At 75.0% G+C, this 24,879-nt stretch carries 22 protein-coding genes; 7 read left to right on the top strand and 15 right to left on the bottom strand.

Annotated features, from left to right (window positions below; translation table 11 throughout):
• Together QJS33_RS16000 and QJS33_RS15995 are read right to left on the bottom strand one after the other, a co-directional pair.
• Positions 1 to 783 (bottom strand): trans-acting enoyl reductase family protein (locus tag QJS33_RS16000; RefSeq protein ID WP_306368779.1); only part of this gene is annotated, 783 nt, incomplete at its 3' end.
• 85 nt (positions 784 to 868) lie between these two features.
• Positions 869 to 1,381: a TspO/MBR family protein gene (locus QJS33_RS15995; RefSeq protein WP_306368774.1), complete on the bottom strand. Its 513-nt coding sequence runs from the start codon at positions 1,379 to 1,381 to the stop codon at positions 869 to 871.
• A 159-nt stretch (positions 1,382 to 1,540) separates the two neighbouring features.
• Between QJS33_RS15995 and QJS33_RS15990 the strand changes: the two genes are divergently transcribed.
• Together QJS33_RS15990 and QJS33_RS15985 are read left to right on the top strand one after the other, a co-directional pair.
• On the top strand, positions 1,541 to 2,314 hold the full coding sequence (locus tag QJS33_RS15990; protein ID WP_306368773.1) for an alpha/beta hydrolase: 774 nt from the start codon (positions 1,541 to 1,543) through the stop codon (positions 2,312 to 2,314).
• 197 nt (positions 2,315 to 2,511) lie between these two features.
• The gene (locus tag QJS33_RS15985) at positions 2,512 to 3,864 is read left to right on the top strand and encodes a TIGR01777 family oxidoreductase (RefSeq protein ID WP_306368772.1); all 1,353 of its coding nucleotides are present in this window, start codon (positions 2,512 to 2,514) and stop codon (positions 3,862 to 3,864) included.
• A 167-nt stretch (positions 3,865 to 4,031) separates the two neighbouring features.
• Here the strand turns inward: QJS33_RS15985 and QJS33_RS15980 are convergent, their stop codons facing one another.
• The 5 genes from QJS33_RS15980 to QJS33_RS15960 all read right to left on the bottom strand — a co-directional run bounded on the left by QJS33_RS15980 (position 4,032) and on the right by QJS33_RS15960 (position 7,999).
• Positions 4,032 to 4,760 carry an anti-sigma factor gene (locus QJS33_RS15980; RefSeq protein WP_306368771.1) on the bottom strand — a complete coding sequence of 243 codons (729 nt, stop codon included), beginning with the start codon at positions 4,758 to 4,760 and terminating at the stop codon, positions 4,032 to 4,034.
• Entirely contained in the window at positions 4,757 to 5,287 is a 531-nt protein-coding gene (locus QJS33_RS15975; RefSeq protein ID WP_306368770.1) for a sigma-70 family RNA polymerase sigma factor, read from the bottom strand. Before QJS33_RS15975 ends, QJS33_RS15980 begins: the two co-directional genes overlap by 4 nt.
• Position 5,288: 1 nt before the next feature.
• Positions 5,289 to 5,969: a YceI family protein gene (locus QJS33_RS15970; RefSeq protein ID WP_306368769.1), complete on the bottom strand. Its 681-nt coding sequence runs from the start codon at positions 5,967 to 5,969 to the stop codon at positions 5,289 to 5,291.
• 114 nt (positions 5,970 to 6,083) lie between these two features.
• Positions 6,084 to 6,338, bottom strand: a complete 255-nt coding sequence (locus QJS33_RS15965; protein WP_306368768.1) for a helix-turn-helix transcriptional regulator — start codon at positions 6,336 to 6,338, stop codon at positions 6,084 to 6,086.
• A 113-nt stretch (positions 6,339 to 6,451) separates the two neighbouring features.
• The gene (locus QJS33_RS15960) at positions 6,452 to 7,999 is read right to left on the bottom strand and encodes a GMC family oxidoreductase (RefSeq protein WP_306368767.1); all 1,548 of its coding nucleotides are present in this window, start codon (positions 7,997 to 7,999) and stop codon (positions 6,452 to 6,454) included.
• A gap of 150 nt (positions 8,000 to 8,149) precedes the next feature.
• Here QJS33_RS15960 and QJS33_RS15955 point away from each other — a divergent pair, with 150 nt between their 5' ends.
• Complete coding sequence (locus tag QJS33_RS15955; RefSeq protein ID WP_306368766.1) at positions 8,150 to 8,779, top strand: LysE family translocator; 630 nt, start codon at positions 8,150 to 8,152, stop codon at positions 8,777 to 8,779.
• 56 nt (positions 8,780 to 8,835) lie between these two features.
• Here the strand turns inward: QJS33_RS15955 and QJS33_RS15950 are convergent, their stop codons facing one another.
• Positions 8,836 to 9,309: a carboxymuconolactone decarboxylase family protein gene (locus tag QJS33_RS15950; protein WP_306368765.1), complete on the bottom strand. Its 474-nt coding sequence runs from the start codon at positions 9,307 to 9,309 to the stop codon at positions 8,836 to 8,838.
• A gap of 252 nt (positions 9,310 to 9,561) precedes the next feature.
• Positions 9,562 to 10,431 (bottom strand): helix-turn-helix transcriptional regulator, encoded by an 870-nt coding sequence (locus QJS33_RS15945; protein ID WP_306368764.1) that lies wholly within the window; start codon positions 10,429 to 10,431, stop codon positions 9,562 to 9,564.
• A gap of 199 nt (positions 10,432 to 10,630) precedes the next feature.
• Here QJS33_RS15945 and QJS33_RS15940 point away from each other — a divergent pair, with 199 nt between their 5' ends.
• Positions 10,631 to 11,407 (top strand): SDR family oxidoreductase, encoded by a 777-nt coding sequence (locus QJS33_RS15940; protein ID WP_306368763.1) that lies wholly within the window; start codon positions 10,631 to 10,633, stop codon positions 11,405 to 11,407.
• Positions 11,408 to 11,441: 34 nt separating this feature from the next.
• On the opposite strand, the gene QJS33_RS15935 is transcribed toward QJS33_RS15940, so the two are convergent.
• The 5 genes from QJS33_RS15935 to QJS33_RS15915 form a co-directional block, all read right to left on the bottom strand.
• Positions 11,442 to 12,260, bottom strand: a complete 819-nt coding sequence (locus QJS33_RS15935; RefSeq protein ID WP_306368762.1) for an alpha/beta fold hydrolase — start codon at positions 12,258 to 12,260, stop codon at positions 11,442 to 11,444.
• A 647-nt stretch (positions 12,261 to 12,907) separates the two neighbouring features.
• Positions 12,908 to 13,504, bottom strand: a complete 597-nt coding sequence (locus tag QJS33_RS15930; RefSeq protein ID WP_306368761.1) for a hypothetical protein — start codon at positions 13,502 to 13,504, stop codon at positions 12,908 to 12,910.
• 51 nt (positions 13,505 to 13,555) lie between these two features.
• The gene (locus QJS33_RS15925) at positions 13,556 to 15,859 is read right to left on the bottom strand and encodes an FdhF/YdeP family oxidoreductase (RefSeq protein ID WP_306368760.1); all 2,304 of its coding nucleotides are present in this window, start codon (positions 15,857 to 15,859) and stop codon (positions 13,556 to 13,558) included.
• Positions 15,860 to 16,023: 164 nt separating this feature from the next.
• Positions 16,024 to 16,968 (bottom strand): ribose-phosphate pyrophosphokinase, encoded by a 945-nt coding sequence (locus tag QJS33_RS15920; RefSeq protein WP_306368759.1) that lies wholly within the window; start codon positions 16,966 to 16,968, stop codon positions 16,024 to 16,026.
• An 812-nt stretch (positions 16,969 to 17,780) separates the two neighbouring features.
• Positions 17,781 to 18,785 carry an ABC transporter substrate-binding protein gene (locus QJS33_RS15915; protein WP_306368758.1) on the bottom strand — a complete coding sequence of 335 codons (1,005 nt, stop codon included), beginning with the start codon at positions 18,783 to 18,785 and terminating at the stop codon, positions 17,781 to 17,783.
• 456 nt (positions 18,786 to 19,241) lie between these two features.
• On the opposite strand from QJS33_RS15915, the gene QJS33_RS15910 reads away from it, so the two are divergent.
• Together QJS33_RS15910 and QJS33_RS15905 are read left to right on the top strand one after the other, a co-directional pair.
• On the top strand, positions 19,242 to 20,993 hold the full coding sequence (locus tag QJS33_RS15910; protein WP_372339672.1) for an ABC transporter ATP-binding protein: 1,752 nt from the start codon (positions 19,242 to 19,244) through the stop codon (positions 20,991 to 20,993).
• Between the two features lie 496 nt (positions 20,994 to 21,489).
• Complete coding sequence (locus QJS33_RS15905) at positions 21,490 to 23,256, top strand: ABC transporter ATP-binding protein (RefSeq protein ID WP_306368756.1); 1,767 nt, start codon at positions 21,490 to 21,492, stop codon at positions 23,254 to 23,256.
• A 181-nt stretch (positions 23,257 to 23,437) separates the two neighbouring features.
• Here QJS33_RS15905 and QJS33_RS15900 read toward each other — a convergent pair whose 3' ends face one another.
• On the bottom strand, positions 23,438 to 23,740 hold the full coding sequence (locus tag QJS33_RS15900; RefSeq protein ID WP_306368755.1) for a hypothetical protein: 303 nt from the start codon (positions 23,738 to 23,740) through the stop codon (positions 23,438 to 23,440).
• Between the two features lie 215 nt (positions 23,741 to 23,955).
• Between QJS33_RS15900 and QJS33_RS15895 the strand changes: the two genes are divergently transcribed.
• Complete coding sequence (locus tag QJS33_RS15895) at positions 23,956 to 24,708, top strand: thioesterase II family protein (protein ID WP_306368754.1); 753 nt, start codon at positions 23,956 to 23,958, stop codon at positions 24,706 to 24,708.
• Positions 24,709 to 24,879: the final 171 nt, after the last annotated feature.

The following is a 24,879-nucleotide window of genomic DNA, read 5'->3' as shown; positions in this document are numbered from 1 at the left end:
GTAGTGCCCGTACGTGAAGTCCGGCCCGTACCGCTCCGACGCGGCGGCCGACCGCACCACCACCTGCGGGTCCAGGGAGGGCATCGGCAGCGTCCACCCCCGGGCCAGCCGGGTGCGCGGCACGCCCCGCCGGTCCACCCGCACCCGCCGCCCGGCGGGCGGCTCCTCCCGCAGGCGCCGTTCCCGGGCCGCCGCCAGGGTGCGGCCGGGATCGGCGAACGCGCCCAGCAGGGAGTGGAGGGTCCCGCCGGACGGGGTGCCCTTGGCCCGCACGAACCCCTCGACGTGCAGCGGCACGCCCTCGGGCAGGCGCTGTACGGTGAACCACGCGCCCAGGTCGTGCGGGACGGAGTCGAACCCGCAGGCGTGCACGATCCGCGCCCCGGTCTCCACGGCCGTGGCATGGTGCTCCACGTACATGCGGTCGACGAACTCCGGCTCCCCGCACAGGTCCAGGTAGTCGGTGCCCTCGGCGGCGCAGGCCGCGACCAGCGGCGCGCCGTGGGCGGAGTAGGGGCCGACGGTGGAGACGACCGCCCGCGCCGACGCGGCCAGCGCCCGCACGGACTTCGCGTCGCCGACGTCGGCCACCAGCAGGTCGGGCAGCGGGGTCCCGGGGGCCTGCACGGCCAGGCGCTCGCGCAGCGCGGCGAGCTTGTCCCGGTTGCGCCCGGCCAGCGCCCAACGGGTCCCGGCCGGCACGTGCGCCGCCAGGTACGCGGCGGTCAGCGCGCCGGTGTACCCGGTCGCGCCGAACAGGGCGAGGTCGTGATCGCGTTCCACCATGACTCCCCGGGATCGGTCGGCTGCGCCGCCCAGTCTGGCAGTGCCGTCCGAGGATCCCCTCATCGACCCGTGCGGTGCGGCCTCACGCACCGCGGTTGAGCCACCAGACGGCCGCGTTGAGCCCGGTGGCGAAGGCCACCCACGCCCAGTACGGCACCAGCAGCAGCGCGGCCGTGCGCGAGGCGCGGGAGAAGACCGCGATCGTGGCGGTGATCAGGGCCAGCAGCAGCACGATGTCGACCAGGGCGGCGCCGCGCATCCCGGCGGCGAAGAACAGCGGCGTCCACAGGGCGTTGAGCACGAGCTGCCCGGCGAAGAGCCCCAGCGCGGCACCGCGCAGGCCCCCGCGCCGCCACACCAGCCAGCCCGATACCGCGATGGCGGTGTACAGCACCGTCCAGACCGGGCCGAACACCGAGGAGGGCGGAGCCCAGCCGGGGCGGGTCAGGCGTGCGTACTCTCCCGCGGTGTCGGGGCCGGCCAGCACCCCGAGCAGGGCGCTGCCGAAGGCCGCGGCCAGGAGTACCGCCAGCGCGATGGCCTGGGCCGGGACCGACGGTCCCGTCTGCGCGTCGTGGTGTGCGGTGGCTCCCATGGTGACCCCCTGTGCCTCGGCCGGTGCGGGTGGCGCCGGTTTTCGTCGCCAGAAGTACTGACAAGAAAGTATCTTGGATTCCGTGATGAATCTACGGAACACGACGGCCCGATCACCGATGGAGGCCGTCGCCGCAGACCGCGAACCCCGGGCGCTCCGGTGAGCCCTGCACGCGGCGCCCCCCGCCGCCGGGCGTTCATCGCGATCGCGGTCGTCCTCGCCCTCCTGGCCGCGGCGGTCGGCGGGTTCGCCGCCTGGGGCCTGAACGCCTACCGCGCCGAGCCCGGACCCCTGGGGCAGGCCCTCGCACTGCCCGAGGTGCGGATCGACATCGCCGACGACGCCGTCGTCCTCACGCCCGCCGACGGCGGGGACGGCACCGGCGTGGTGTTCTACCCCGGCGCCCGGGTGGAGGCCGAGGCCTACGCCGCACCCTGGGCGCCGATCGTCCGGGACGCCGGGGTCACCGTGGTCATCCCCCGGATGCCCCTCAACTTCGCGGTCCTGGCCCCCGGCCGCGCCGACACGGCCGCGGCCGCCCACGGCGAGGGCGTGGACCACTGGTACCTGGGCGGGCACTCCCTCGGCGGGGCCATGGCCGCCGCCCACGCCGGCGGCGACCCGGACCTGTCCCTGGCCGGACTGGTGCTGTGGGGCTCCTACGCCACCGAGGGCGCCGGCCTCGCCGACCGCGACGACCTGCGGGTGCTGTCCGTCTCCGGCGGCCAGGACGCCCTGTCCGACCCGGAGACGATCGACGCCGCCCGCCCCCACCTGCCCCCGGACACGGAACCGGTGGAGATCGACGGCATGAACCACGCCCAGTTCGGCGCCTACGGCGACCAGTCCGGGGACGGGACCGCCCGCATCACCGACGCCGATGCCCACCGCGTCCTGGCCGGGGCCGTGACCGCGTTCCTCACGCAGGACTGAGCAGGGGCGGGAACCCGGGACCGGGCCCCGCCGTTCCCCGGCCGGGCCGCGCCCTTCGCGCACGGCGGCACGGCGGCGCGGGGGCGCGGGGGCGGGAATCCGGCGGGGATCGGGCTCCGCCCGGCCCGTCCACTGGACTGCGGCCGCTCCCGCGCTAGCGTGTCCACAGGCGGTGAGGTGGCGACGCGAGGAGCGGCATGGTCTTCCGGTACGAGAGTGTGGTGCCCGCACCACGGGACGAGGTGTTCGCCTGGCACGGGCGGCCGGGGGCGTTCGCCCGCCTGAGTCCGCCCTGGCAGCCGGTCCGGCTCACCGCCGAGGCCGACTCCCTGCGCGACGGCGTGGCGGTGCTGACCTTCCCGGGCGGGATGCGCTGGGTCGCCGCCCACCTGCCCGAACGCTACGATCCGCCCCGCCGGTTCGCCGACCGGCTGGCCGGACGGCCGCTGTCGGCGGTGCTGTCGTGGACGCACGCCCACGAATTCGAGGAGGACGAGAGCGGCGGCACCCGCGTCATCGACCGGATCGCGACCTCCGTGCCCGACGCGGTGCTGCGGCCCGTGTTCGCCTACCGGCACGCCCAGCTCGCCGACGACCTGGCCGCCCTGGAGCGCTCCCGCGCCTGGTCGGACCGGCCGGTGACCGTCGCCGTCACCGGGTCGGGCGGGCTGATCGGCCGCAACCTGTGCGCACTGCTCACCACCTCCGGGCACCGGGTGGTCCGGCTGGTGCGGCACGACCCGCGGGACGCCGGGGAACGCCGCTGGGACCCGGCCGCCCCCGCCCCCGACCTGCTCGACGGGGTGGACGCCCTGGTGCACCTGGCCGGGGAATCGCTGTTCGGCCGCTTCACCGACCGGCACAAGGACGCCGTGCGCGACAGCCGCGTCGGGCCCACCCGGGCGCTGGCCGAGCTGGCCGCCGCACGGGTCGGGGACGGCGGCCCGGGCGTGCTCGTCACGGCCTCCGCGATCGGCTACTACGGGCCCGACCGCGGCGACGAGGTGCTCACCGAGGACAGCCCGCGCGGCGACGGGTTCCTGGCCGACCTGGTCGCCGACTGGGAGGCGGCGACCGGCCCGGCCGCCGCCGCGGGGGTGCGGTGCGTGCAGGTGCGCACCGGCATCGTGCAGACCCCGGCGGGCGGGGCGCTGGGCCTCCAGTACCCGCTGTTCGCGGCGGGGCTGGGCGGCAGGCTCGGCCACGGGCGGCAGTGGCGGGCGTGGATCGGCGCCGACGACCTGTCCGACGTCTACCTGCGCGCGATCCTGGACGAGGACCTGTCGGGCCCGGTCAACGCGGTGGCCCCGCACCCGGTGCGCGAGGCCGACCACGCGCGGGCGCTCGCCCGCACCCTGCGCCGCCCGGCGCTCCTCCCGGTCCCGGGCTGGGCCCCGGCGGTCCTGCTGGGCCGGGAGGGCGCGGACGAGGTCGCGCTGGCGGACCAGCGGGTGGTGCCCACCCGCCTGCTGGCGGCGGGGCACCGGTTCCGGTACCCCTACCTGGAGGGGGCGCTGGCCCACCTGTTCGGCCGCACCGCCCCGGTCTGACCCGGACCCGGCCCCGAACAGGACCTTCGGCGGTCATGTCCCGTCGAGTGGTGTGAGAACAACGGATGTTCGGACAAGAACGGATCGCCGACCAACATGTCGTTGCCTCCGGGGCGCGGGGGCCGAACGAAGTCACACCACTCGGTGGGACACCGTCCCTTCGGCCGTCAGACCCTGCCGGAGGCCAGCGCGTCCTCGGACCCCACCAGGCCGATCTCGACGCTGTCGATCCGGTCCACGGGCAGCGCTGTGGAGGCGCCCAGCCCCGAGGGCGAACCGGACTCGGTCCACGACCACGTGGCCGCGGTCGACCGCGCGCCCTCGTCGTCCACCAGGACGAGCGTGTACACGATGTCGTCGGTCCCGCCGGTGGCCGGGTAGTCGCAGGTCCAGTCGAACCGGGTCCCCCAGGCCGTGGGGGTGACCGTCACCGACGCCCACAGCTCGGCCTCGCCCACCGGGCTCAGCTCGACGGTCTGCGGGGCCGGTGGAACCTGCGGGGCCTGCGCGACCGGTGCGGCGGGTTCGGGCCCGCCCCGGCCCACGACCCAGCCGCCCGCCCCGGCCACCAGGACCGCACCGGCCGCGACCGACGCCAGCAGCGCCCGGCCGCGGGTCCGGCGCCGCCGGGCCGCCGCGGCCACCGACGCCAGCGGGACGGCGTCCGGGGCCTCGGACGGGTCGTCCGCCGAAGCCATGGCCAGCGCCTCCTCGACCGGCACCGTGCCCAGCAGCCCGGGCATGCCGGCCAGCTCCGCCACGGCCTCCCGGCAGGAGCCGCAGACCAGCAGGTGCTCCTCGAACTCGCGGCGCTCCCGCGGGTTCAGCGCGCCCAGGATGTACGCGCCGTCCCACTCGCGGTACGGGTCGCCCCCGCCCGCCACCGGGGAGGTCATGGTGAGACTCCTTTCTCCTGGAGGGCCAGGCGCATGGCGCGCAGGGCGTAGTGCAGGCGGGACTTGACGGTCCCCGCCGGGATCTGCTGCTCGGCGGCCAGCTCCTCCACCGACCGGCCGCGGTAGTACGCTCCCACGACCACGGCCCGGTGCTCGGCGGACAGCGCGGACAGGGCGTCCGCGACCAGCCACGCGTCCAGCACCGCCTGGCTGCGGTCGGCCTGGGGGTTCTCCGGCGGCCGGTCGGTGGTGAGCTCGCGGCTGTGCCGGGCGCTGCGCATCTCGTCGATGACGAGGTTGCGGGCGACCGTGTACAGCCAGGCGCGGACGGCGCCCTCCTCCCGGGCCATGACGTCGGGGCGCCGCCAGGCGCGCAGCAGGGTCTCCTGGACGACGTCCTGGGCCAGGGGGACGTCACCGGTCAGCCGCAGCACATAGCGGTGCAGCCTGTCGGCGTGCGCCGCGTGCAGCGCGGTGAGCAGGTCGTCCGAGGGCCCGGCGCGCCCGCCGGGCGGGTCCGTGGCCACGTTACGGATTCTGCACGAGATCGAGGAGGAACTCGACCTCCCCGGCCTCCTCCACGGACACGAAGCCGAGGTCGGGGGCCTGGACGCCGAAGTCGGCGAAGGTGACGGGGACGCTCCCGGCGACCCGCGCCCCGGTGTCGGTGAGGCCGACCTCGGCGTCGATGGTCACCGGCACGGTGACCCCGTGGACGGTGAGGTCGCCGACCAGCGCAACGGACTCGGCGCCGGGCTCCACGGCCACCGGCTCGGTCAGCGTGAACGTCGAGGTCGGGAACTCGCCGGTGTTCAGGGCGTTGTCGCGGAAGTACTCGTCGCGGTTGTCGTTGTCGGTGGCGACCGTGGTCATGTCCACGGTGATCTCGGCGGCGGTGACCGACCCGTCCGCGACGGAGACGGTGCCCGCCACGTCCGGGGTGCGGCCGGTGACGGTGACGTCCTGGCCCTGGAGCACCTCGTCCACCCGGTACCCGGCGTAGGACTCGCCCTCGACCACGGTCCAGTCGCCGTTGAACGCGGCCACGTCGGTCACGTCGCTCACCCCGGGGGAGTCGACGGTGGGCGCCGCCTCCGCCCGGTCCGCGTTCATGTCGGCGTACAGGCCGGGGCCGAACACCAGGGCCGCCCCGCCCAGCACCACGACGGCCGTACCCGCCCCGATCGCGATCTTCGTTCCGGTTCGCATGGTCCCCCTCGGGTCCGTGGATCATCTGTCGTCCGCACCCGGTGCGTCCGACTCCTTACCCGGGGAAACGGGGGAGGGGGCCCGCCGGTTCAACGCCGGGGGATATGAGCGCCGTCACTTCGGGGCGGTCGCCCCCGGGCCGCCGGGGTCCCCGGCCGCGGGCCCGGCGGGCTCCCAGCGCAGCAGGTCGCCGGGCTGGCAGTCGAGGACCTCGCACAGGGCCTCCAGCGTTGTGAAGCGCACGGCCTTGGCCCGGCCGTTCTTGAGGACGGCGAGGTTCGCGGGGGTGATGCCGATGCGTTCGGCCAGTTCGCCCACGGCCATCTTCCGCTTGGCCAGCATCACGTCGATGTCGACGACGATCGGCATCGGACGACCTCTTCCGGTTCCGCCTGCGGTCGGTCCGCCCCGGCGCCACCGACCATTCGGGCAACGATAATAATCCATTGAGATTCGATAGCCCGGCAGGCGTGCGACCCGGATCAGTCCGTGGCCAGGTCCTCCAGGAGGAGGTCGGCGGCGCGCTCGCCGATCATGAAGGTCGGACCGGCGGTGTTGCCCGCCGGGGTGAACGGCATCACCGAGGCGTCCGCGACCCGCAGTCCCGCGACGCCCCGCACGCGCAGGCGCGGGTCGACGACCGCGAGGGCGTCGGTGCCCATGCGGGCGGTGCCCACCTGGTGGTGCCCGGCGTCGGCCGCCGCGTGGACGTACTCCCGCAGGTCGGCCTTACCCGGATGCACCTCCGCGGCCACGTGGTCGGCCAGCTCCGGGCGCCGCCCCAGTTCGCGGAGCACCGCGACCTCCTCCATCAGGGCCTCCACGTCCCTGGGGTCGGACAGCGCGGCGGGATCGATCCGCGGCGGGTCGGCGGGGTCGGCCGAGCGCAGCCGCACCGTGCCCGTGCTGTACGGGTGCAGCACGACCGCCACCGTCGTGAACCCCGAGGCGGGCAGGCCCTCCTGCACGGTCGAGTACACGTAGGGGATGACCATGCCCTGCCGGTCCGGGCGGATCATCGAGTTCTCGGAGCCGTCGCGGACCAACTGCGCCTGCACCCCGATCCCCTGCGGTCCGGGGGCCGCTCCGGCCCGCTCCCAGACCACCGGGACGACCGCGTGGTCGCGCAGGTTCTCGCCGACACCGGGCAGGTCGACGACCCGGGTGATGCCGTGTTCGTGCAGGTGGTCGGCGGGCCCCACGCCCGAGAGCAGGAGGATCTGCGGTGTGCCGAACACGCCCGCGGCCAGGACCACCTCGCGCCGGGCCCGCACGGTGTGGACCTCCCCGTCGTCGGCGCGGTACTCCACACCGACGGCCCGGCCGTCCTCGATGAGCACACGGGTCACGTGCGCCCCGGTGACCACGGTCAGCAGCGGTGAGCCCAGGACCGGGGCCACGTACGCCCGCCAGGCGGTCACCCGCCCGCCGTCCACGAGGGTGGCCTGGGTGAGGCTCGCCCCGAGGGCCTCCCCGTCGTTGTAGTCGTCGTTGCGCGGATGTCCGGCCCCCGCGGCCGCCGCGACGAACGCCGCGGCCACCGGGTCGGGGGCGGGGTTGCGCCGGACCGGCAGCGGCCCGCCGCTCCCCCGTCCGGAACCCGGTTCGGGGCCGAAGTCCTCCAGTCGGCGGAAGTACGGTTCCACGTCCTTCCACGCCCAGCCGGCGGCCCCGGCGGCCTCCCAGGCGTCGAAGTCGGCGGCCGCGCCGCGGACGTAGACCATCCCGTTGATCGCGCTGGTCCCGCCCAGGGTCCTGCCGCGCGGCAGGTAGAGGACGCGCCCGCCCAGGTGCTCCTGCGGCTCGGTGAGCAGTCCCCAGTCGACCTCCGTGCCGAACAGGGCGAACGTGGCGCGCGGGTCGTCGATCTCGGGCCGGGCGTCGGTGGGCCCCGCCTCCAGGACGGTCACCCGGTGCCCGGCGTCGACCAGCCGCCGGACCACCGGGGACCCGCCGGGGCCGGTGCCCACCACGATGTAGTCGGCTCCCCGGTCGGTGCCGGTGCCCGTGGGGGCGCTCTCGTGCTCCATGGTCTCTCCCCGGTGGCCGGAGTGCCGCCGGGGGACCCCGTGGCGCCGGGAATGTACCCGATTCCCGGGAGGGCTCACCCCTTCCGGCGATCCGCCCGCACCGCGGAAAACCAGGGGCCGACCCGCCGCACGGGGGAGTAACGTGCGGCCATGGTGCCTCCCGAGCGACTCCTCGCCTTCGTCCCCGTCGTCCTCCTGCTGGTCCTCGTGCCCGGCCCCAGCGTCCTCTTCGTGGTCGGACGCTCCCTCTCGCTCGGCCGCCGCGGCGGCCTGCTCAGCGTGCTCGGCAACGCCCTGGGCAATCTTCCGTTGATCGTCGCGGTCGCCTGCGGGGTCGGGGCGGTCGTCGCCGCCTCCGCGACGGCGTTCACCGCCCTCAAACTCGCCGGGGCCGCCTACCTGGTGTGGCTGGGCGTCTCGGCGATCCGCCACCGCCACCGGGCCGCCCTGCCGGAACCGGTGGACGGCACGGCGACCCGGCTGCTGGTCCAGGGCTTCGTCGTCGGGGCCACCAACCCCAAGACACTGGTGTTCTTCGCGGCGGTCCTGCCGCAGTTCACGGACCCGGCCGCCGGTTCGGTGCCCGCGCAGATCCTCCTGCTCGGCGCGGTCTTCGTCGCCGTCGCCCTGGTGTGCGACGCCCTGTGGGCACTGGGCGCGGGACGGGCGCGCCACTGGTTCGCCCGCTCCCCGCGCCGCCTGGCCGACCTGTCCGCCGGCGGCGGCGTGGCGATGATCGGCCTCGGCGGAGTGGTCGCCCTGTCGGGCCGCCACGCCTGAGTGCGCCGGGCCGGGCGCCCCGTCCCGCAGGGGGCCGGGGGAGCCCGGCCCGGCGGTCAGCCGAACATGCCCGGCCGGTAGTGCCCGGCGGGCTGGCGCGTGATGACGCTCAGCCGGTTGAGGGCGTTGATGACGGCGATCGTCGACACCAGGGCGGCCAGTGCGTCCTCACCGTGGTGCTCTGCGGCGTTCTCCCACACCTCGTCGGAGACGCCGCCGGCGGCGTCGGCGATGCGCGTGCCCTCCTCCACCAGCTCCAGGGCGGCGCGCTCGGCGTCGGTGAACACCGTCGCCTCGCGCCAGGCCGCCACCAGGTGGAGGCGGTCGGCGGTCTCGCCCGCGTGCGCGGCGTCCTTGGCGTGCATGTCGACGCAGAACCCGCAGCCGTTGATCTGGCTGGCCCGGAGCAGCACCAATTCCCGGGTGGAGGGGGAGAGCGGAGAGTCCTCGACGGCCCGGCCGGCCGCGGTGAGGTGCTTGAGGGTCCTGCTCAGGACCGGGTCGCCCAAGAGGTCCAGACGTGCGTCCACCGTGCGCTCCTTGTCGTTCGCTGTTCGCTTCCACCCTTCGAGACGGAACGGACTCATGCCCTGTGACCTTTTGGGGAGTGATGTGAATCTCACCCGGGTGCGGCCGCCCGTGCCGCCGCGGTCGAGAGTGACCGCGGTCGGTCTCATGCGCATGGGGCTCGGAGGGAGGGCCCACCCGGGGCGAATGTCCGAAATGATCAACATTGCGAAGGTGGTGCCTCCATGGACCCCGGACCGCGGCGGCCCGGCCCCCTACGCGCCTCGTTCCGTCGTCTCCGTCGGTTGTGGGGCCGTCCAATCGGTGAGGAGCCGCAGAGCCCGGGCGGTGTCGGAGCCGGGTTCGACGTTGTAGACGCACAGCGTCTGGTCCCTGTCACCGGGCACCTGAAAGGACTCGTAGGAGAAGTACAGGTCGCCGACGAGGGGGTGGTGGTAGTGCTTGGCGCCGTGGGTCCGGCGCAGCACCCGGTGGTCGTTCCACCACGTGGAGAACTCCGGTGATTTCACCGTGAGTTCGCCGACGAGGTCGGCGAGTCGGCGGTCCCGGGGGCTTCGGCCGGCTTCCAGACGGAGCATCGCGACGGTTTCGGCGGCGATCCGCTCCCAGTCGCCGACCCGCTCGCGGGCGTCGGGGTCCAAGAGGTAGTAGCGGGCCAGGTTCCGGCGGGGCGCGGGCAGGGCGTCGAAGTCGGTGAGGACCTCGCGGGCCAGGCGGTTGGAGGCCAGGACGTCCGTGCGCCGACCGAGGACGAACGCGGGAACGTGGTCGAGGGTCTGCAACATCAGGTGCAGTCCGGGCCGCACACGCTGGGGGCCGGTCGGAGCGCGGCGGGCCGGTGCGGGCCGTGCCAGGAGGTCGGTGAGGTGCTCACGCTCGGAGGGATCCAGCCGCAGGGTGCCGGCGAGGGCTTCGATGACTTCGGGGGAGGGGTTCTGCGCCCGGCCCTGCTCGATACGGGTGTAGTACTCGGTACTGACCCCGGACAGCCTGGCGACCTCGTCGCGGCGCAGACCGGGCACGCGGCGGGCCCGGCCGTCATCGGGCAGCCCCGCCCGGTCGGGGGTGACCCGGGCGCGGCGGGTGCGCAGGAAGTCGGCGAGTTCGTTACCACGGTCGTCCATGTCCCCAGTGTGGCGGGCGGGAGCGGACCGTGCCCCGGCCCGGGTGGCACTGTCAGTACCTTCCTTGTGGATACCTGCCTGGTCAGGGCCTTTTCCTGCGCCCCGGGAGGCGTCTCGGGGTGGTGTTCTTGTGGGGGAGCCGGTGGCGACAGGCCGCGGTCCCCGACCCCGTCCCACCCACCTCGAAAGGTGTGCCCCCATGACCACGCAGACTTCCACCCGCCCCCTGAGCGGCCGTGTCGCGGTCGTCACCGGCGCCTCCAGCGGCATCGGCGAGGCGTCGGCCGAGCACCTGGCCGGACTCGGCGCTCGCGTCGTCGTCCTGGCCCGGCGTGCGGACCGGTTGGAGCGGCTGGTGGCCCGGGTCGGGAGGAACGGCGGTCAGGCCCTGGCCCTGGCCCTCGACGTGACCGACGCGGCGGCGGTACGGGCGGCGGCGGAGCGGGTCGCGGTCGGGTTCGGCGGTGCCGACCTGTTGTTCAACAACGCGGGCGTGATGCTGCCCGCCCCGATCGAGAAGCTGGCCACCGGCCAGTGGCGGCACCAGATCGACCTCAACATCACCGGCCTGATGAACGTCATCGGTGCGTTCACGCCGCAGCTGGTCGAGGCCGCTGAGGAGCGCGGTGTCGCGGACCTGATCAACACGTCGTCGATCGCGGCGCAGAACATCTTCCCGAACTTCGCCGTCTACTCCGCCACGAAGGCGTACGTCACCCACCTCTCCCGGCACCTGCGGGCCGAGCTGGGCGCGAAGAAGGTGCGGGTCTCGGCGATCGAGCCCGGCATCGTCGGTACCGAGCTACAGGGCCATGTCACCGACGAGGGCGCCCGTGCGTGGCTGGAGGGCTCCAAGGAGGCCATGGAGTGGCTCATGCCCGAGGACATCGCGCAGAGTGTCGGGTTCCTCGCCTCCCTCCCGCCACGGGTCAACCTCCAGCAGGTCACGATCATGCCGACCGGCCAGGCCGGCTGACCGCCGGAGGCCGCGTCCGGTCGCGGTGCCCCGGTCAGCGGCGGGCGCGGCGGTCCAGCCAGGCGGTGACCAGGTCCAGGGTCCGCGCCCCGTCGATGTCGTGCAGCAGTTCGTGGTAGCCGCCCTCCACCGGGTGGAACTCCTTGTCCTCGACGGGCAGGGACTCCACGAACGCGCGGCTCTGCTCGGCGTCGGTGACGTTGTCCCCGGTGCCGTGCACCACCAGGCACGGGGTGCGCCAGTGCGCGATCCTGCGGCGGACGCCCGCGTTGACCTCCAGCACGCTCGCCGCCGTCCGCATGGGCATGCGCCCCCGGAAGACGCGCGTGTCCCGCTCACCCGCCTCGGCGTACTCCGCGACGCGGGTGAGCCGGGCGGGCCCGTCCTGCGGGATCGGCGCGGGCAGCCAGGGCAACAGCAGTCCCACCAGCTTCACGGCTTCGAGCGCCGGTGGCGGCGGCAGCGGGACCAGGGCCGGGGAGGTCAGCACCACGCCCGCCACGTCCTGCGGGTCGACGGTGACCGAGCCCGCCGTCACGAGCCCGCCGAGGGAGTGGCCCAAGAGCAGGACCGGCAGGCCCCGTTCGCGCATGCGCCGCCGCGTCAGCACGTGGTCGATCACGGACCGGCGCACGTCGGGCGACCCGGGGCGGCCGGGGGCGTCGCCGTGTCCCTCCAGGTCCCGGGCCCACACCTCGAAGCCGAGTTCCACCAGGTGCGGGATGAGGCCGCCGTAGAGGGTGACGTACCGCTCGGAGTACTCGGAGTAGCCGTGCTGGAGCTGGACCAGGGCCCGGGGCGGCCCGGCGGTCTCCCACACGTGGACGCCCTCGGGGGTGGTGTGCGCGGTCACGGTACTCCTCACGTCGCATCGCCGGGGTGTACGGGTCGGCACGATGATCCCAGAGACCGGGCCGGGGCGGGGCTCCGTGCCGGTTCCGGCCACGACCGTCCCGCTCCGGACCCCCACCGCCCGACCCCTCGGGCGAACCGGTCGGCACAGCGGCCGGCCGATGCCCACGTCCGCCCGCCCGCCCCCTGGCGGCGGTCTTCCCTCACCTGCTCACCCGCACGACCTGCCCCCGGTGTGCGCACCCTTTTCCCATGGCGGCGGGGGCGCGGATCGTCCGCGGCGGCGGGCGCGTCGACCGTCCGGGCTCATGCGGGCGTACCCGGGGCACTGCTCAAGGGCCCGCGGACGCGTCACCGGGTGTGCGCCCCGGGCGCCTTCGCGGCCGACGGGTACGGCCCGGGCGTCTCGTGCCAGGAGTTCGCGAACGCAGGCCCGAAGGCTCTCGCCCTGGCTCGCGGCGTGACCGCGGGCTCTGCCGACGACCTCTTCCGGGACGTCTCCGCTGCTCACGCTCGTCATAGGAGGACGCCGACGCGCAATGCGCGCCGAACGGCGGTGACGACCGATCCCGGACCGGGCGGCCCCGCGTCGTGCCGCGACCGTGCCCGGCGCCCTCCGGGCGGTGCCGGGTCCACCGGCTCCGCCGGTCAGGTGATGCCGTACCTGTCGGGGACGCCGTGCGGGGTCGGCTCGCCCGGCGAGGTCTCCAGCCCCAGGGCCTTCTCGATCCCCTCCAGGGCGGCGGCCAGCCGCGGGGCGTTGCGCCGGTACACCTGCGGGTGGGGCCGGCCGGAGAAGTCGGCGCGCAGCCACACGTCGTGGCGCACCCCCACGGTGACCTCCAGGAACCAGGGCGCCAGGTACACGGTGGCCTCCACCAGCCCATGGGCGCGGCGCTCCTCGCCCGCGGCGTCGATCCAGGTGCCCGGCCCCGCCACGGTGAGCGCCTGGGGCTCGGCGTCCGGGAGCCCCGCCGGGCGGCCCACCGGCACCTGTGCGGCCATGTCGGCGGCGGTGAACTCCGCGGCCGGGTCGAGGTCCATGACGGAGGCGAACCCCGAGTAGCCCTCACCGGGGCGCAGCCAGGACACCCGCAGGGTGCGCGGCGCGCACAGGCCCTCGCCGGCCAGCACGTCGGCGGCGGTGTGCAGCCGGGTGCAGGCGTCGGCGAGGGTGAGGTCGTCGGTGTCGGAGGAGGCCTCCCAGGACCAGGTGGCGATGGGCGCGGGCGCGGTGGGCAGCATCGGTGCTCTCGTGTCGGGCGGCGGCCCCGGGCCCGGGGCCGCCGCGGCGGGTCACAGGCCGGTGTCGGGTTCGAAGCGGACCACCACGGACTTGGAGGTGGGCGTGTTGCTGATGTCGGCGGTGGAGTCCAGGGGCACCAGGACGTTGGTCTCGGGGAAGTAGGAGGCGGCACAGCCGCGGGCGGTCGGGTAGTGGACGACGCGGAAGTGCGGCGCGCGGCGTTCGCGGCCGTCGGGCCACTCGCCCACCAGGTCGGTGTAGTCGCCGTCGGCCAGGCCGAGCGCGACGGCGTCCTCGGGGTTGACCAGGACCACGCGGCGCCCGTCGGTGATGCCGCGGTAGCGGTCGTCCAGGCCGTACACGGTGGTGTTGTACTGGTCGTGCGAGCGCAGGGTCTGGAGCAGCAGGCGCCCCTGCGGCACCTCGGGCGCGTAGGTGCCGTTGGCGGTGAAGTTGGCCTTGCCGGTGGCGGTGGGGAAGCGCCGCCGGTCGCGCGGCGCGTGCGGCAGGGTGAACCCGTTCCGCTGCCGGGCCTTGGCGTTGAAGTCGTCGAAGCCGGGGACGACGGCGGCGATGTGGTCGCGGATCCGGTCGTAGTCGGCGAACGAGTCCCAGGCCACCGGGCTCTGGCCGAACAGGCGGGCGCCCAGGTCGCGGACGATGTCGACCTCCGAGCGCATGTCCTCCGACAGCGGTTGCAGCACACCGTGCGAGGCGTGGACGCGGCTCATGGAGTCCTCGACGGTGACCCAGCGGTCCCGCCCGTCGTGGACGTCGCGGTCGCTGCGGGCCAGCGCGGGCAGGATGAGCGCGCGGGTGCCGGTGACCACGTGGGAGCGGTTGAGCTTGGTCGACACGTGGACGGTCAGCCGCACCCGGCGCATGGCGTCCTCGGTGACGTGGGTGTCGGGGGTGGCGGCGACGAAGTTGCCGCCCATGGCGAAGAAGACGCGGACGTCGCCCCGGGCCATGGCGCGGATGGCGTTGACGGTGTCGTGGCCGTGCCCGCGCGGCGGGGAGAAGCCGAACTCGGCGCCCAGCGCGTCCAGGAAGGCGTCGGCGGGCCGCTCGAAGATGCCCATGGTGCGGTCGCCCTGCACGTTGGAGTGGCCGCGCACCGGGCACACCCCGGCGCCGGGGCGGCCGACGTTGCCGCGCAGCAGCAGGAAGTTGACGACCTCGCGGATGGTGGGGACGGAGTGCTTGTGCTGGGTCAGGCCCATGGCCCAGCACACGACGGTGCGCTCGGAGGCGATGGCCATGGCGGCGATCTCCTCGATGAGCGGGCGCTCCAGGCCGGTGTCGCGTTCCACCCGGGCCCAGAAGGCGTCGGCGGGCTCGTCCAGGAGTTCCTCGGCGAACCGCTCGAAGCCGCGGGTGTGGGTGTCGATGAATTCGCGGTCCAGGACGGGGGCCCCGCCGCGGTCGGCCTCCAGGAGGATGCGGTTGACCGCGGAGAACAGGGCCAGGTCGCCGCCCAGCCGGATCTGCGCGAACACGTCGGTGAGCTGCGTGCCGCGGCCCAGCAGCCCGCCCGGGTGCTGGGGGTTGCGGAACTCGCGCATCCCGGCCTCGGGCAGGGGGTTGACCGTGACGATGCGGGCGCCGTTCTTCTTGGCGCGCTCCAGGGCGGTCAGCATGCGGGGGTGGTTGGTGCCGGGGTTCTGCCCGGCGACGATGATGAGGTCCGCCCGGTGCAGGTCGTCCAGGGACACGCTGCCCTTGCCCACGCCCAGGGTCTCGGTGAGGGCCGACCCGGAGGACTCGTGGCACATGTTGGAGCAGTCGGGCAGGTTGTTGGTGCCCAGCTGGCGGGCCAGCAGCTGGTAGGCGAAGGCGGCCTCGTTGCCGGTGCGCCCGGAGGTGTAGAAGACGGCCTGGTCGGGGGTGTCCAGGGCGCGCAGCTCGGCGGCGACGAGCTCCAGGGCGTCGTCCCAGCCGATGGGGGTGTAGTGGTCGGCGCCCTCGGCCAGGTGCAGGGGCTGCGTGAGACGGCCCTGTTGTCCGAGCCAGTACCCGGAGCGCCGCGCGAGTTCGCTCACGGGGTGCTCGGCGAAGAAGTCGGCGGTCAGGGGGCGGGTGGTGGCCTCCTCGGCGACGGCCTTGGCGCCGTTCTCGCAGAACTCGGCGCGGTGGCGCTTGTCGCCCTCGGGCCAGGCGCAGCCCGGGCAGTCGAAGCCGCGCTTCTGGTTGAGGGCGAGCATGGCGGGCAGGCCGCGCCGCACCCCGGCGTTCTCCCCGACCTGGCGGACGCTGTTGAGGACCGCGGGCAGGCCGGCGGCGGAGGTCTTGGGCGGGTCGACGCGCGGGGCGTCCTGCGCGGTGTCCGCGGGTACGGGGCGGTGGCGTCTCATGGCCGTATTGTCGCACCGCCCGGCGGTCTCCGGTATGCCGGTCCGCAGGCGGGCCCCCGCCGGGCACCGGGCTGCCGGCGGGTCGTCGTGCCTGCTCCGTGCCGTGGCCGCCGCCCTGTTCACGGGGTGGCGGGCCCGAGCGGTACAGGTCGGGCCCGCGGGCGTCAGGACACGTCGAACAGGGCGCTCACGGACTCGCCGTTGTGGATGCGGCGGATCGCCTCGGCCAGTGCCGGGGCGATCGACAGCGTCGTCAGCTTGGGCGTGACCTTCTCCGGGGCCATCGGCACCGTGTTGGTGCACACGATCTCGGTGACGTCGTCCATCGCGGTCAGCCGGTCCAGGGCGCCGTCGGTGAACAGGCCGTGGGTGCAGGCCACCCGGATGGAGCGGACCTTGCGCTCGCGCAGCCGCTCGATCAGCTCCACCACGGTGCTGCCCTTGGCGACCTCGTCGTCGAGGATGATCACGTCGCGGTCGGCGACGTCGCCGATGACCGAGGTGATGCTGACCTTGTCGTCGCTGAAGCGCTGTTTGGCGCCGGCGGCCACCGGGGTGTCCAGGCGGCGGGCGAACGCCGAGGCGGCCTTGGCGTTGCCGAAGTCGGGGGAGACGACCACGGTGTTGGACAGGTCGTCGCCGCGGAAGTGCGAGGCGAGTTCGCTCAGGGCGTGCAGGTGGTCGACGGGGACGCTGAAGAACCCGTGGACCTGGGGGGAGTGCATCGTCATGGTGAGCACGCGGTCGGCCCCCGCGGTGGAGAGCAGGTCCGCGACCAGGCGGGCGCCGATGGAGATGCGCGGCGCGTCCTTCTTGTCGGAGCGGGCGTAGGCGAAGTGCGGCATGACCACGGTGGTGCGGGCGGCGGAGGCCCCGCGGGCGGCGTCGAGCATCAGCAGCAGCTCCACCAGGTTCTCCTGGACCGGGGGGACGAGCGGCTGGATGATGAAAACGTCGCGTTCACGGCAGTTGTCCTGGAGTTGGACCTCCAGGCAGTCGTTGGCGAACCGCGAGACGCGGGTGGGGGAGAGCGGCTTGTCGAGGTCGGAGCAGATCTCCCGGGCGATCTCGGGGTGGGCGCTGCCGGAGAAGATGACGATGTCGCGCACGGATGTCCCTGTTTCGTGGGGTGGGATGGGCCGCCATGAGGTTACTACCTGGGGTTTCGGCGCTCGCAGGGCGGCACGGGGGTCGGTCGGCGAGCTGTGCGGGCACGCCGCCCTCCCGGGGGAGAACGCGAAGGTGTCACCGCCGATGCCCTGGGGTGCGTGGGAGGCGGGTGGGACGCACGGCGGCGTGTCATCGACGCCGCGGCGGGCATCCTCACCCGCCGGGGGCGCGGGTCCGTCGCGCCGTGTTCGGTGGGTGCCGTCGCCGGGGTGGGGTCGCCCCGCCCTCGACCGGTTGTTCGGGGACGTGGTCGGGCCGGTCGCCGTGGTCACCGGCTCGGTGCCTGCGGAGGGCGTCGGGGACGCCGGGGTGTCCGCGCACGCCGACGCGTTGCGGGTGCTGCCGTCCCGGGGCGGGGCCGACGGGGCGCCGACCCCCGGTGAGGCGGCCCTGACGGACGAACCGCCGGTCCGGCCGACGTCCCGTCGGCCGGGAAGCGGTGCACCGCCTCGGCCTTGAACTCGAAGGAGCGGGACTTCTCCGCCTGTTCGGCCACCGGTGCTCCCGGGCCGTGGATCCGCCCCCGTCGGCGCAGGCGCCGGATCGGCCCCCCGGGGTCTCCCCGCGTGGTCGCCACCGGTCCATCGGCCACGCCGTACCCGAACCACGCCATCGAGCTCTCGCGTTGGGAGGGGGTGAGCGTGCCGTTCGCTCTCATGGGACCGCTCCCCGGTCGATGGAACTGGATTTTCCGGTCCGGCTTCCAGGGAGCGGTTCACGGATGCCCGGGGCCCGCGGGGCCGACCGGGGCCTACTCCTGGCCGAGCGCCTCGTGGACGAGGGGGACGATGCCGTCCAGGGCGTGGGAGACGCCCAGGGTGGAACCGCTGGAGAAGGCGTTGACCAGCTCCGGGTCGTCCAGGATGATGAGGCGGCCGTCCTGCGCCGAGCCGATGCCCTGGAGGACCGGGTCCTCCTCCAGGGTGTCGGCGACATCGCCGATCGGGAAGACGATGGTCAGGTCGGCGTCCAGGACCTCCACCAGCTCCGGGCTGAGGCCGACGTAGAAGGCGCCGTCGGCCATGTCGGTGATCTCGGACTTGTACTCGAAGCCCAGGTCCTGGAGCAGGTCGACGCGGCTGTCGCCGGGCACGTAGGCGCCGTACTGGCCGTCGAAGTAGGCGCCCACGGCGATGGTGACGTCGGCGAACTCCGGGTTCTCCTCGCGCAGGGCCTCGAACTCGCCCTCCAGTTCGGCGATGAGCTCCTCGCCGAGTTCCTCCTCGTTCAGGACCCGGGCGACCTGGCGGGTCTGCTCCTGCCAGGTGGTGCCGTAGGTGACCTCCACACCGGGCGGCGGGCCGACCACCGGGGCGATCGGGGAGAGCAGGTCGTAGCGCTCCTGGCTGTGGTCGGAGCGGGTGTCGAGGATGACATCGGGCTCCAGGACCGCGACCTCCTCCGGATTCGGCTCCAGGGTGGCCAGCTGGGCGGGCTCGGAGTCGAACAGGTCGGCGGCCCAGGGGCCGACGCCGGGGGCGCCGTAGGCCTGCCAGTCGGCGACGCCGACCGGCTGCACGCCCAGGGCGAGCGCGGTCTCGGCGTCGGACCAGCCCATGGCCACGACGTTCTCGGGGCGCTCCTCGACGGTGACGTCCCCGAAGAGGGTCTCGACGGTGACGGGGTAGCCCTCGGACGCCTCACCGGAGGGGGCGGAGGAGTCCTCGGTGGCCTGGCCGCCGCAGGCGGCGAGCATCAGGACGGAGAGCGCGCCGGCGGCGATCGCGCCGCCGCGGGTCAGCGGGCCAGGGTTCATGGAGCCTCATTTTCCGGAAGGTCGCAGTCAGCTTAGGCTTGCCTAAGCAGAACCATAGTGGTGGACTCCTGGGGCGGGTGCAAACTGGCCCGAACGGCGTGCCGTGGCGTGGGTGGTCGGTGGTCGCCCGTCCGTGGGCGGTTCCGGTGCGGGTGAAGCCTCGCGCGGGGGCGCTTGTGTGAGGTGGGTCACGGTCGGTGGGGGCGGGTGCAAACCGGCCCGAACGGCGCGCCGTGGCGTGGGTGGTCGGTGGTCGCCCGCCCACGGGCGGTTCCGGTGCGGGTGCAGCATCGCGCGCGGGCGCTCGTGTGACATGGGTCACGGTCGGTGGGGGCGGTGCGGGCCGGTTCTCCGGGGGTGCCCTCGCCTCCGTGGGGGCGCGTTCGCGGCGGCGACCGCGCCTGGCTAGCCTGATCGCGGCATGAAGACAGGGAAATGGGACGATCGGATGACCACATGTTCAAGGGCGGGCGTACGCCCCGGCCCGGGCGGGACGGCCGCGTGAGCGCCCCCGCCGACGTCCGTGCTCTGGGACGGCGCACCCTGCGCCGCAACCGCCGCGACGTCGCCTGCGCCACCGTCCTGCACTCCCTGCACCAGCTCGCCGAGGCCCTGGTCCCCGTCGCCATCGGCGTCACCATCGACCGGGCCGTCTTCACCGGCGACGTCGGCGCCCTGGCCCTGTGCGTCCTGGGCATGGCCGTCCTGTTCACGGTGCTGGCCTTCGCCTACCGCATCGGCGCCCGGTTCTCCGTGCGGGCCGTCGAGAACGAGGCCCACCTGCTGCGGGTGGAGGCCGCTCGCCGGGCGCTGGACCCGTGCGGGGAGCGCAGCGGACTGCGCGCCGGGGAACTGCTGTCCGTGGCCACCTCCGACGCCGAGCAGGCCGCCCAGTACGTGCGCGCCTGGATCGGGCTCATCGCCATGGGCGGCGCGATCACCGCGACCACCGTCGCCCTGCTGGCCATCGACGTTCCCCTGGGGATCGGCGTCCTGGTCGGGGTACCGCTGATGATGCTCCTGCTGCGCGTCCCCGCCGCCCGCATCACCCGGCGCAGCGAGGCCAAGCAGGCCACCGCCGCCGGGGCCACCGCCCTGGCCACCGACCTGGTCGGCGGCCTGCGCGTGCTCATGGGCATGGGCGCCCGTCACGCCGCCGCCGACCGCTACCGCCGGGCCAGCGGCGGCGCCCTCACCGCGTCGGTGTCGGCCGCGGCCAGCAACGGCGTGTACCGCGGCATGGTGTCGGCCGCGGGCGTGCTGTTCCTGGCGTGCGTGACCGCGGTCGCCGGCTGGATGGCGCTCCGGGGGCGGCTGAGCATCGGCGAGCTCATCACCGTGGTGGGTCTGGCCCAGTTCCTGGCCGAACCCGTCCAGGGCCTGGGCATGGTCGGCCAGCTCTTCGCCACCTCCCGCGCCTCGGCCCGCCGCCTGGTGCGGCTGCTGACCGCCCCCGCCGCCGTCACCCCCGGCGAACGGCCGGTCCGGGCCGATCCGGTGGTGGAACTGGACGGGGTCACCTACCGCACCCTGCGCGGGGTCGATCTGCGGCTGGCCCCCGGCGAGACCGTGGGGGTGCTGGCCACCGACCCGCGCGACGCCGAGGCACTGCTGGAACTGCTGTCCGGCCGGGCCGCACCCGAGGACATCGGGCAGGGCCGGGCCATCGTGGGCGGGGTGCCCGTGCACGAGCTCGACCTGGCCGCGCTGCGCGCCGCCGTCCTGGTGGAGGAACACGGGGCGACCCTGTTCGAGGGCACGCTGCGCACCAACCTGGCCACCGGCGCCGACCGCGACGAGGCGCACCTGCGCGAGGCCCTGCGCGCCGCCGGAGCCGACGACCTGGTCACCGGGCATACCCAGGGCCTGGACCGGCCCGTCGCCGACCGGGCCGCGAACCTGTCCGGCGGGCAGCGCCAGCGCGCCGCCCTGGCGCGCGCCCTGGCCGCGGACCCGCCGGTACTGGTGCTGCACGACCCCACCACCGCCGTGGACGCGGCCACCGAGGAGGCGATCGCCCGCGGTCTGACCCGGGCGCGCGCCGACCGCACCCCGGCGGGCGCCACCCTCGTGGTGGCCGCCAGCCCGGCGCTGCTCGCCCGCGCCGACCGGGTGGTCGTCCTGGAGGAGGGGCGCGTCCGGGCCCTGGGCACCCACGCCGACCTGGTCCGCCGGGACCCCGCCTACGCAGAGGCGGTCCTGCGATGACCTCCGCCCCCTCCTGTGCGACCGCGCCGTCCCCCCGGAACGCGGCGTCGCACGTCTCTGGTTCGGTGGCCTCGCGCGGCCCTGGTTCGGTGGCCTCGCGCGGCCTTGGTCCGGCGGCCTCGCGCGGCTCTGGTCCGACGGCGTTACACCGTCCTGGTCCGGTGGTGTCGCGCGGCCTTGGTCCGGCGGCGTCACACCGTCCTGGTCCGGTGGTGTCGCGCGGCCCTGGTTCGACGGCGTCACACCGCCCTGGTCCGGCGGTGTCGCGCGGCCCTGGTTCGACGGCCTCGCACCGCCCTGGTCCGACGGTGTCGCGCGGCCCTGGTCCGACGGCGTTGCGCGGGCGCGGTGCGCCCCGGGGTGCGATGGCACGGCCCGGCGGTGCCGTGTTCCGGGGCGCGGTGGTCGGCGGCGGCCCCGCCCCGGGCGGGGCGCCGGGCGGCGTGGCGGGTTTCCCGGGCGCGGGTGCGCCGGGTACGGAAAGGACGGTGACCGCGTGAGCGCGATCGACGAACACGCGGACCTGCTGCCCACCGCGTCGGCACGGCGCACCTGGGCGGTGCTCGGCGACGGGGTGCGGCGCAGCGGCTGGGGCACGCCCCTGTCCCTGGCCGTGGTGCTGGCGGGCAGCGCGGTCGGCCTGGTCGCCCCCTGGACGCTGGGCACCATGGTCGACGACATCTCCGACGGTGCCGGACCGGACGCGGTGCTGCGCGCGGCCGGGACCATCGCCGCGGCGGCACTGCTCGGGGGACTGCTCACCGGGGCGGGCGCCTGGCTGGTGACGCGGGCCGGCGAGCGGATCCTGGCGCGGCTGCGCGAGCGGGTCATGGACCGGGTCCTGCACATGCCCGCCGCGCAGGTGGAGCGGGTGCGCATCGGCGACCTGCTGTCCCGGGTGGGCGACGACGTCGCCGTCGTCACCACCGGCATCGCCCGCAACGGCCCCGACGTCGTGATCGCGCTGGCCATGGTGCTGACCACGGCGGCCGGGATGACCGCCCTGGACTGGCGGCTGGGCCTGGCCGGGCTGTGCGCCCTGCCGGTCTACGTGTGGGCGGCCCGCTGGTACCTGCCGCTCTCGGGCCCCTACTACGCCCGCGAGCGGATCGCGATGGGCGAACGGTCGCACGCCATGATGGGCGCGCTGCGCGGACGGTCGGCGGTGCGCGCCTACCGGCGCGAGGAGGAGCACGAGGGACGGGTCTCCGACCGGTCCCTGGCGGCGATGGACATCACGCTGTCGGTGTTCCGGCTGCTCACCCGGTTCGGGTCGCGGCTCAACGGCGCCGAGTGCGTGGGGCTGACGGCGGTGCTGGTCGCGGGCTTCTGGCTGGTGCGCGGCGACCTGGTGACGGTGGGCGCGGTCACCGCCGCGGCCCTGTACTTCCACCGGTTGTTCGGCCCGATGATGTTCCTGGTCATGAACTTCAACGAGGTGCAGTCGGCCGGGGCGAGCCTGGCCCGGCTCGCCGGGGTGGTGGACCTGCCCGAGGCCCCCGAACCGGAGCACCCGCGCGAGCCCCAGGACGCGTCGGTGCGGGTCAAGGAGGTCGGGCACCGGTACGGCCCCGACACCCCGCCCGCCCTGGACGGGGTGTCGCTGGAGATCGCCCCCGGGGAGCGGGTGGCACTGGTGGGCGCCAGCGGTGCGGGCAAGAGCACGCTGGCGGCGGTGATCACCGGTCTGCGCGTCCCCGACACGGGCGAGGTGCACCTGGGCGGGGTGCCGCTGGCCGACCTGGGCGAGCGCCTGCTGCGCGGGCACGTGTACCTGGTCAGCCAGGAGACCCACGTGTTCGCCGGGACCCTGCTGGAGGACCTGCGGCTGGCACGCCCCGGGGCGGGCGCCGCCGAGGCGGAGGCGGCGCTGGAGCGGGTGGGCGCGCTCGGCTGGGTGCGGGCACTGCCCGAGGGGCTGGACACGGTGGTCGGCGAGGGCGGCCACGCGCTCACCGCCGAACAGGCCCAGCACCTGGCGCTGGCCCGGATGGTGCTGGCCGACCCGCCGGTGGCGGTGCTGGACGAGGCCACCGCGGAGGCGGGCAGTGCGGGGGCGCGCCGTCTGGAGCGGGCCTCCCTGGCGGCCACCGAGGGCCGCACCACCCTGGTGGTGGCGCACCGGCTGACCCAGGCGCAGGCCGCCGACCGGGTGGTGGTGATGGATCACGGCCGGGTCGTCGAGCAGGGTACGCACGCCGAACTGGTGGCCGCCGGCGGCCGCTACGCCGACCTGTGGCGCAGTTGGCAGGGCACCGCCTGAGCCCGCCGGTGCGGGCGCGGTGCCCCGGACCCCGAGGCCCGTGCGGCCCCGGCCCGGCGCTGGCGGGCCGCCGGACGCCTGGCCGGAGCGTTGGACCGGTGTGCCGCGGTCCCGCACCGGCGGGCGGCGGGCCGGCGATGCGGGACCGCGGGGTCCGGGGCGGCCCCCGCGCGCGGGGCGGTCAGTGGTGGGTGCGGACCACCACGCGCACGCCGCGGTAGTCGTCCAGGCCGGTGAACAGGGTCGGGAGGCCGTGCACACCGGCCGGTTCGCCCTCGCGCACCGAGCTGCCGAAGAAGTCGGCCCAGGCGTACGCGGCCTCCGTGCCGCCCCGGGCGGTGGTGCCGTGCAGCCCGCCGTCGCGGTCCAGCAGCCACTCGACCGGTGGAAGGCGGTGTTCGGACTCGGCGGCCACCAGGCGGGGCAGCAGGGCGGCGGCGCGGCTGCGCGCCTCGTAGGTCGGCTCCTCGGATGCGTGCTCCATGGCGTTCCCCCGTCGCGTCCCGCACCGTGCGGGGCGTAGTTCGCGTTCGACCCCATTGTCCCCGGCCGGGGGCGGGCCCGCCGGGGAAAACCCGAATCTGTGGACGGCCCCGGTGTGACCGGGGCGACCCCTCCCCGACGTTGAGGGGCACGGGCCGGATGGTGCAGACTGCGGCGGCGGACCGTCCGCGACAGACGCTGAGAGGCAGGCGCGCGATGACCACCCCCGGGACGCCCTGGCTGCGCCGTTTCCGTACCGGGCCCGGTGCCCGGCTCACGGTGGTGCTGTTCCCCCACGCCGGGGGGACGGCGAACTTCTACCGGGAGTGGTCGACCGGCCTGCCCGAGGAGTACGACCTGGCCGTCGTGCAGTACCCCGGCCGGGAGACCCGGTTCGGCGAGCCCCTGCCCGCACGGCTGGAGGACTTGGCCGCGGGTGCCGCCGCGGCCCTGGAGGGCCATCTGACCGGCCCCTACGCGCTGTTCGGCCACAGCATGGGCTCGCTGGTCGCCTACGAGACGGCCCGCCGCCTGGCGGGCGGGCCCCTGGGTCCGCCGGTGCGCCTGTTCGCGTCGGCGCGGTGCGCCCCCGGCCTGGAGGGGGCCGCCTCCGGGGTCCATCTGCTGGACGACGACGGCCTGGTCGCCGTCATCGAGAAGCTCGGCGGTACGCCCCCCGGCCTGCTCGACGACCCCGACCTGCGGTCCCTGGTACTGCCGGCGGTGCGCGGCGACTACCGGCTCATCGACGCCTACCGGCCCGCCGCCCCCGAACCCCTGGACGTGCCGATCACTGCGCTGGCCGGGGCGGACGACCCCTCGGTCACCCCCGCGGAGGTGGACCGCTGGGGCGGACTCACCACGCGCGGGCACGTCCTGGAGGTGCTGCCCGGCGGCCACTTCTTCCCCATCGGGAGCCGGACCGAAGTGCTGCGCATCCTCGCCCGCGACCTCGCGGGCCGGGCCTGACCGTGAGGGTGCGCAGTGGCCTCTCCGGCGGGTCCGGCCCACGGCCTGACCGACGCCCACGACGGGTCGTCCTCTACGGGATCAGTCGGACCGCTCGGAGGGGTCACCGCACGCGACCGGACGGGCGACCGTGACCTCATGGGAGCCTCCCGTTCACCTGCGGACGACGCC

It is taken from the genome of Nocardiopsis sp. CC223A (assembly GCF_030766825.1).
In the GTDB taxonomy this organism is placed as follows: Bacteria; Actinomycetota; Actinomycetes; order Streptosporangiales; family Streptosporangiaceae; genus Nocardiopsis.
Note: the sequence above shows the minus strand (reverse complement) of the source record. Positions and strands in the feature narration are given on the sequence as shown.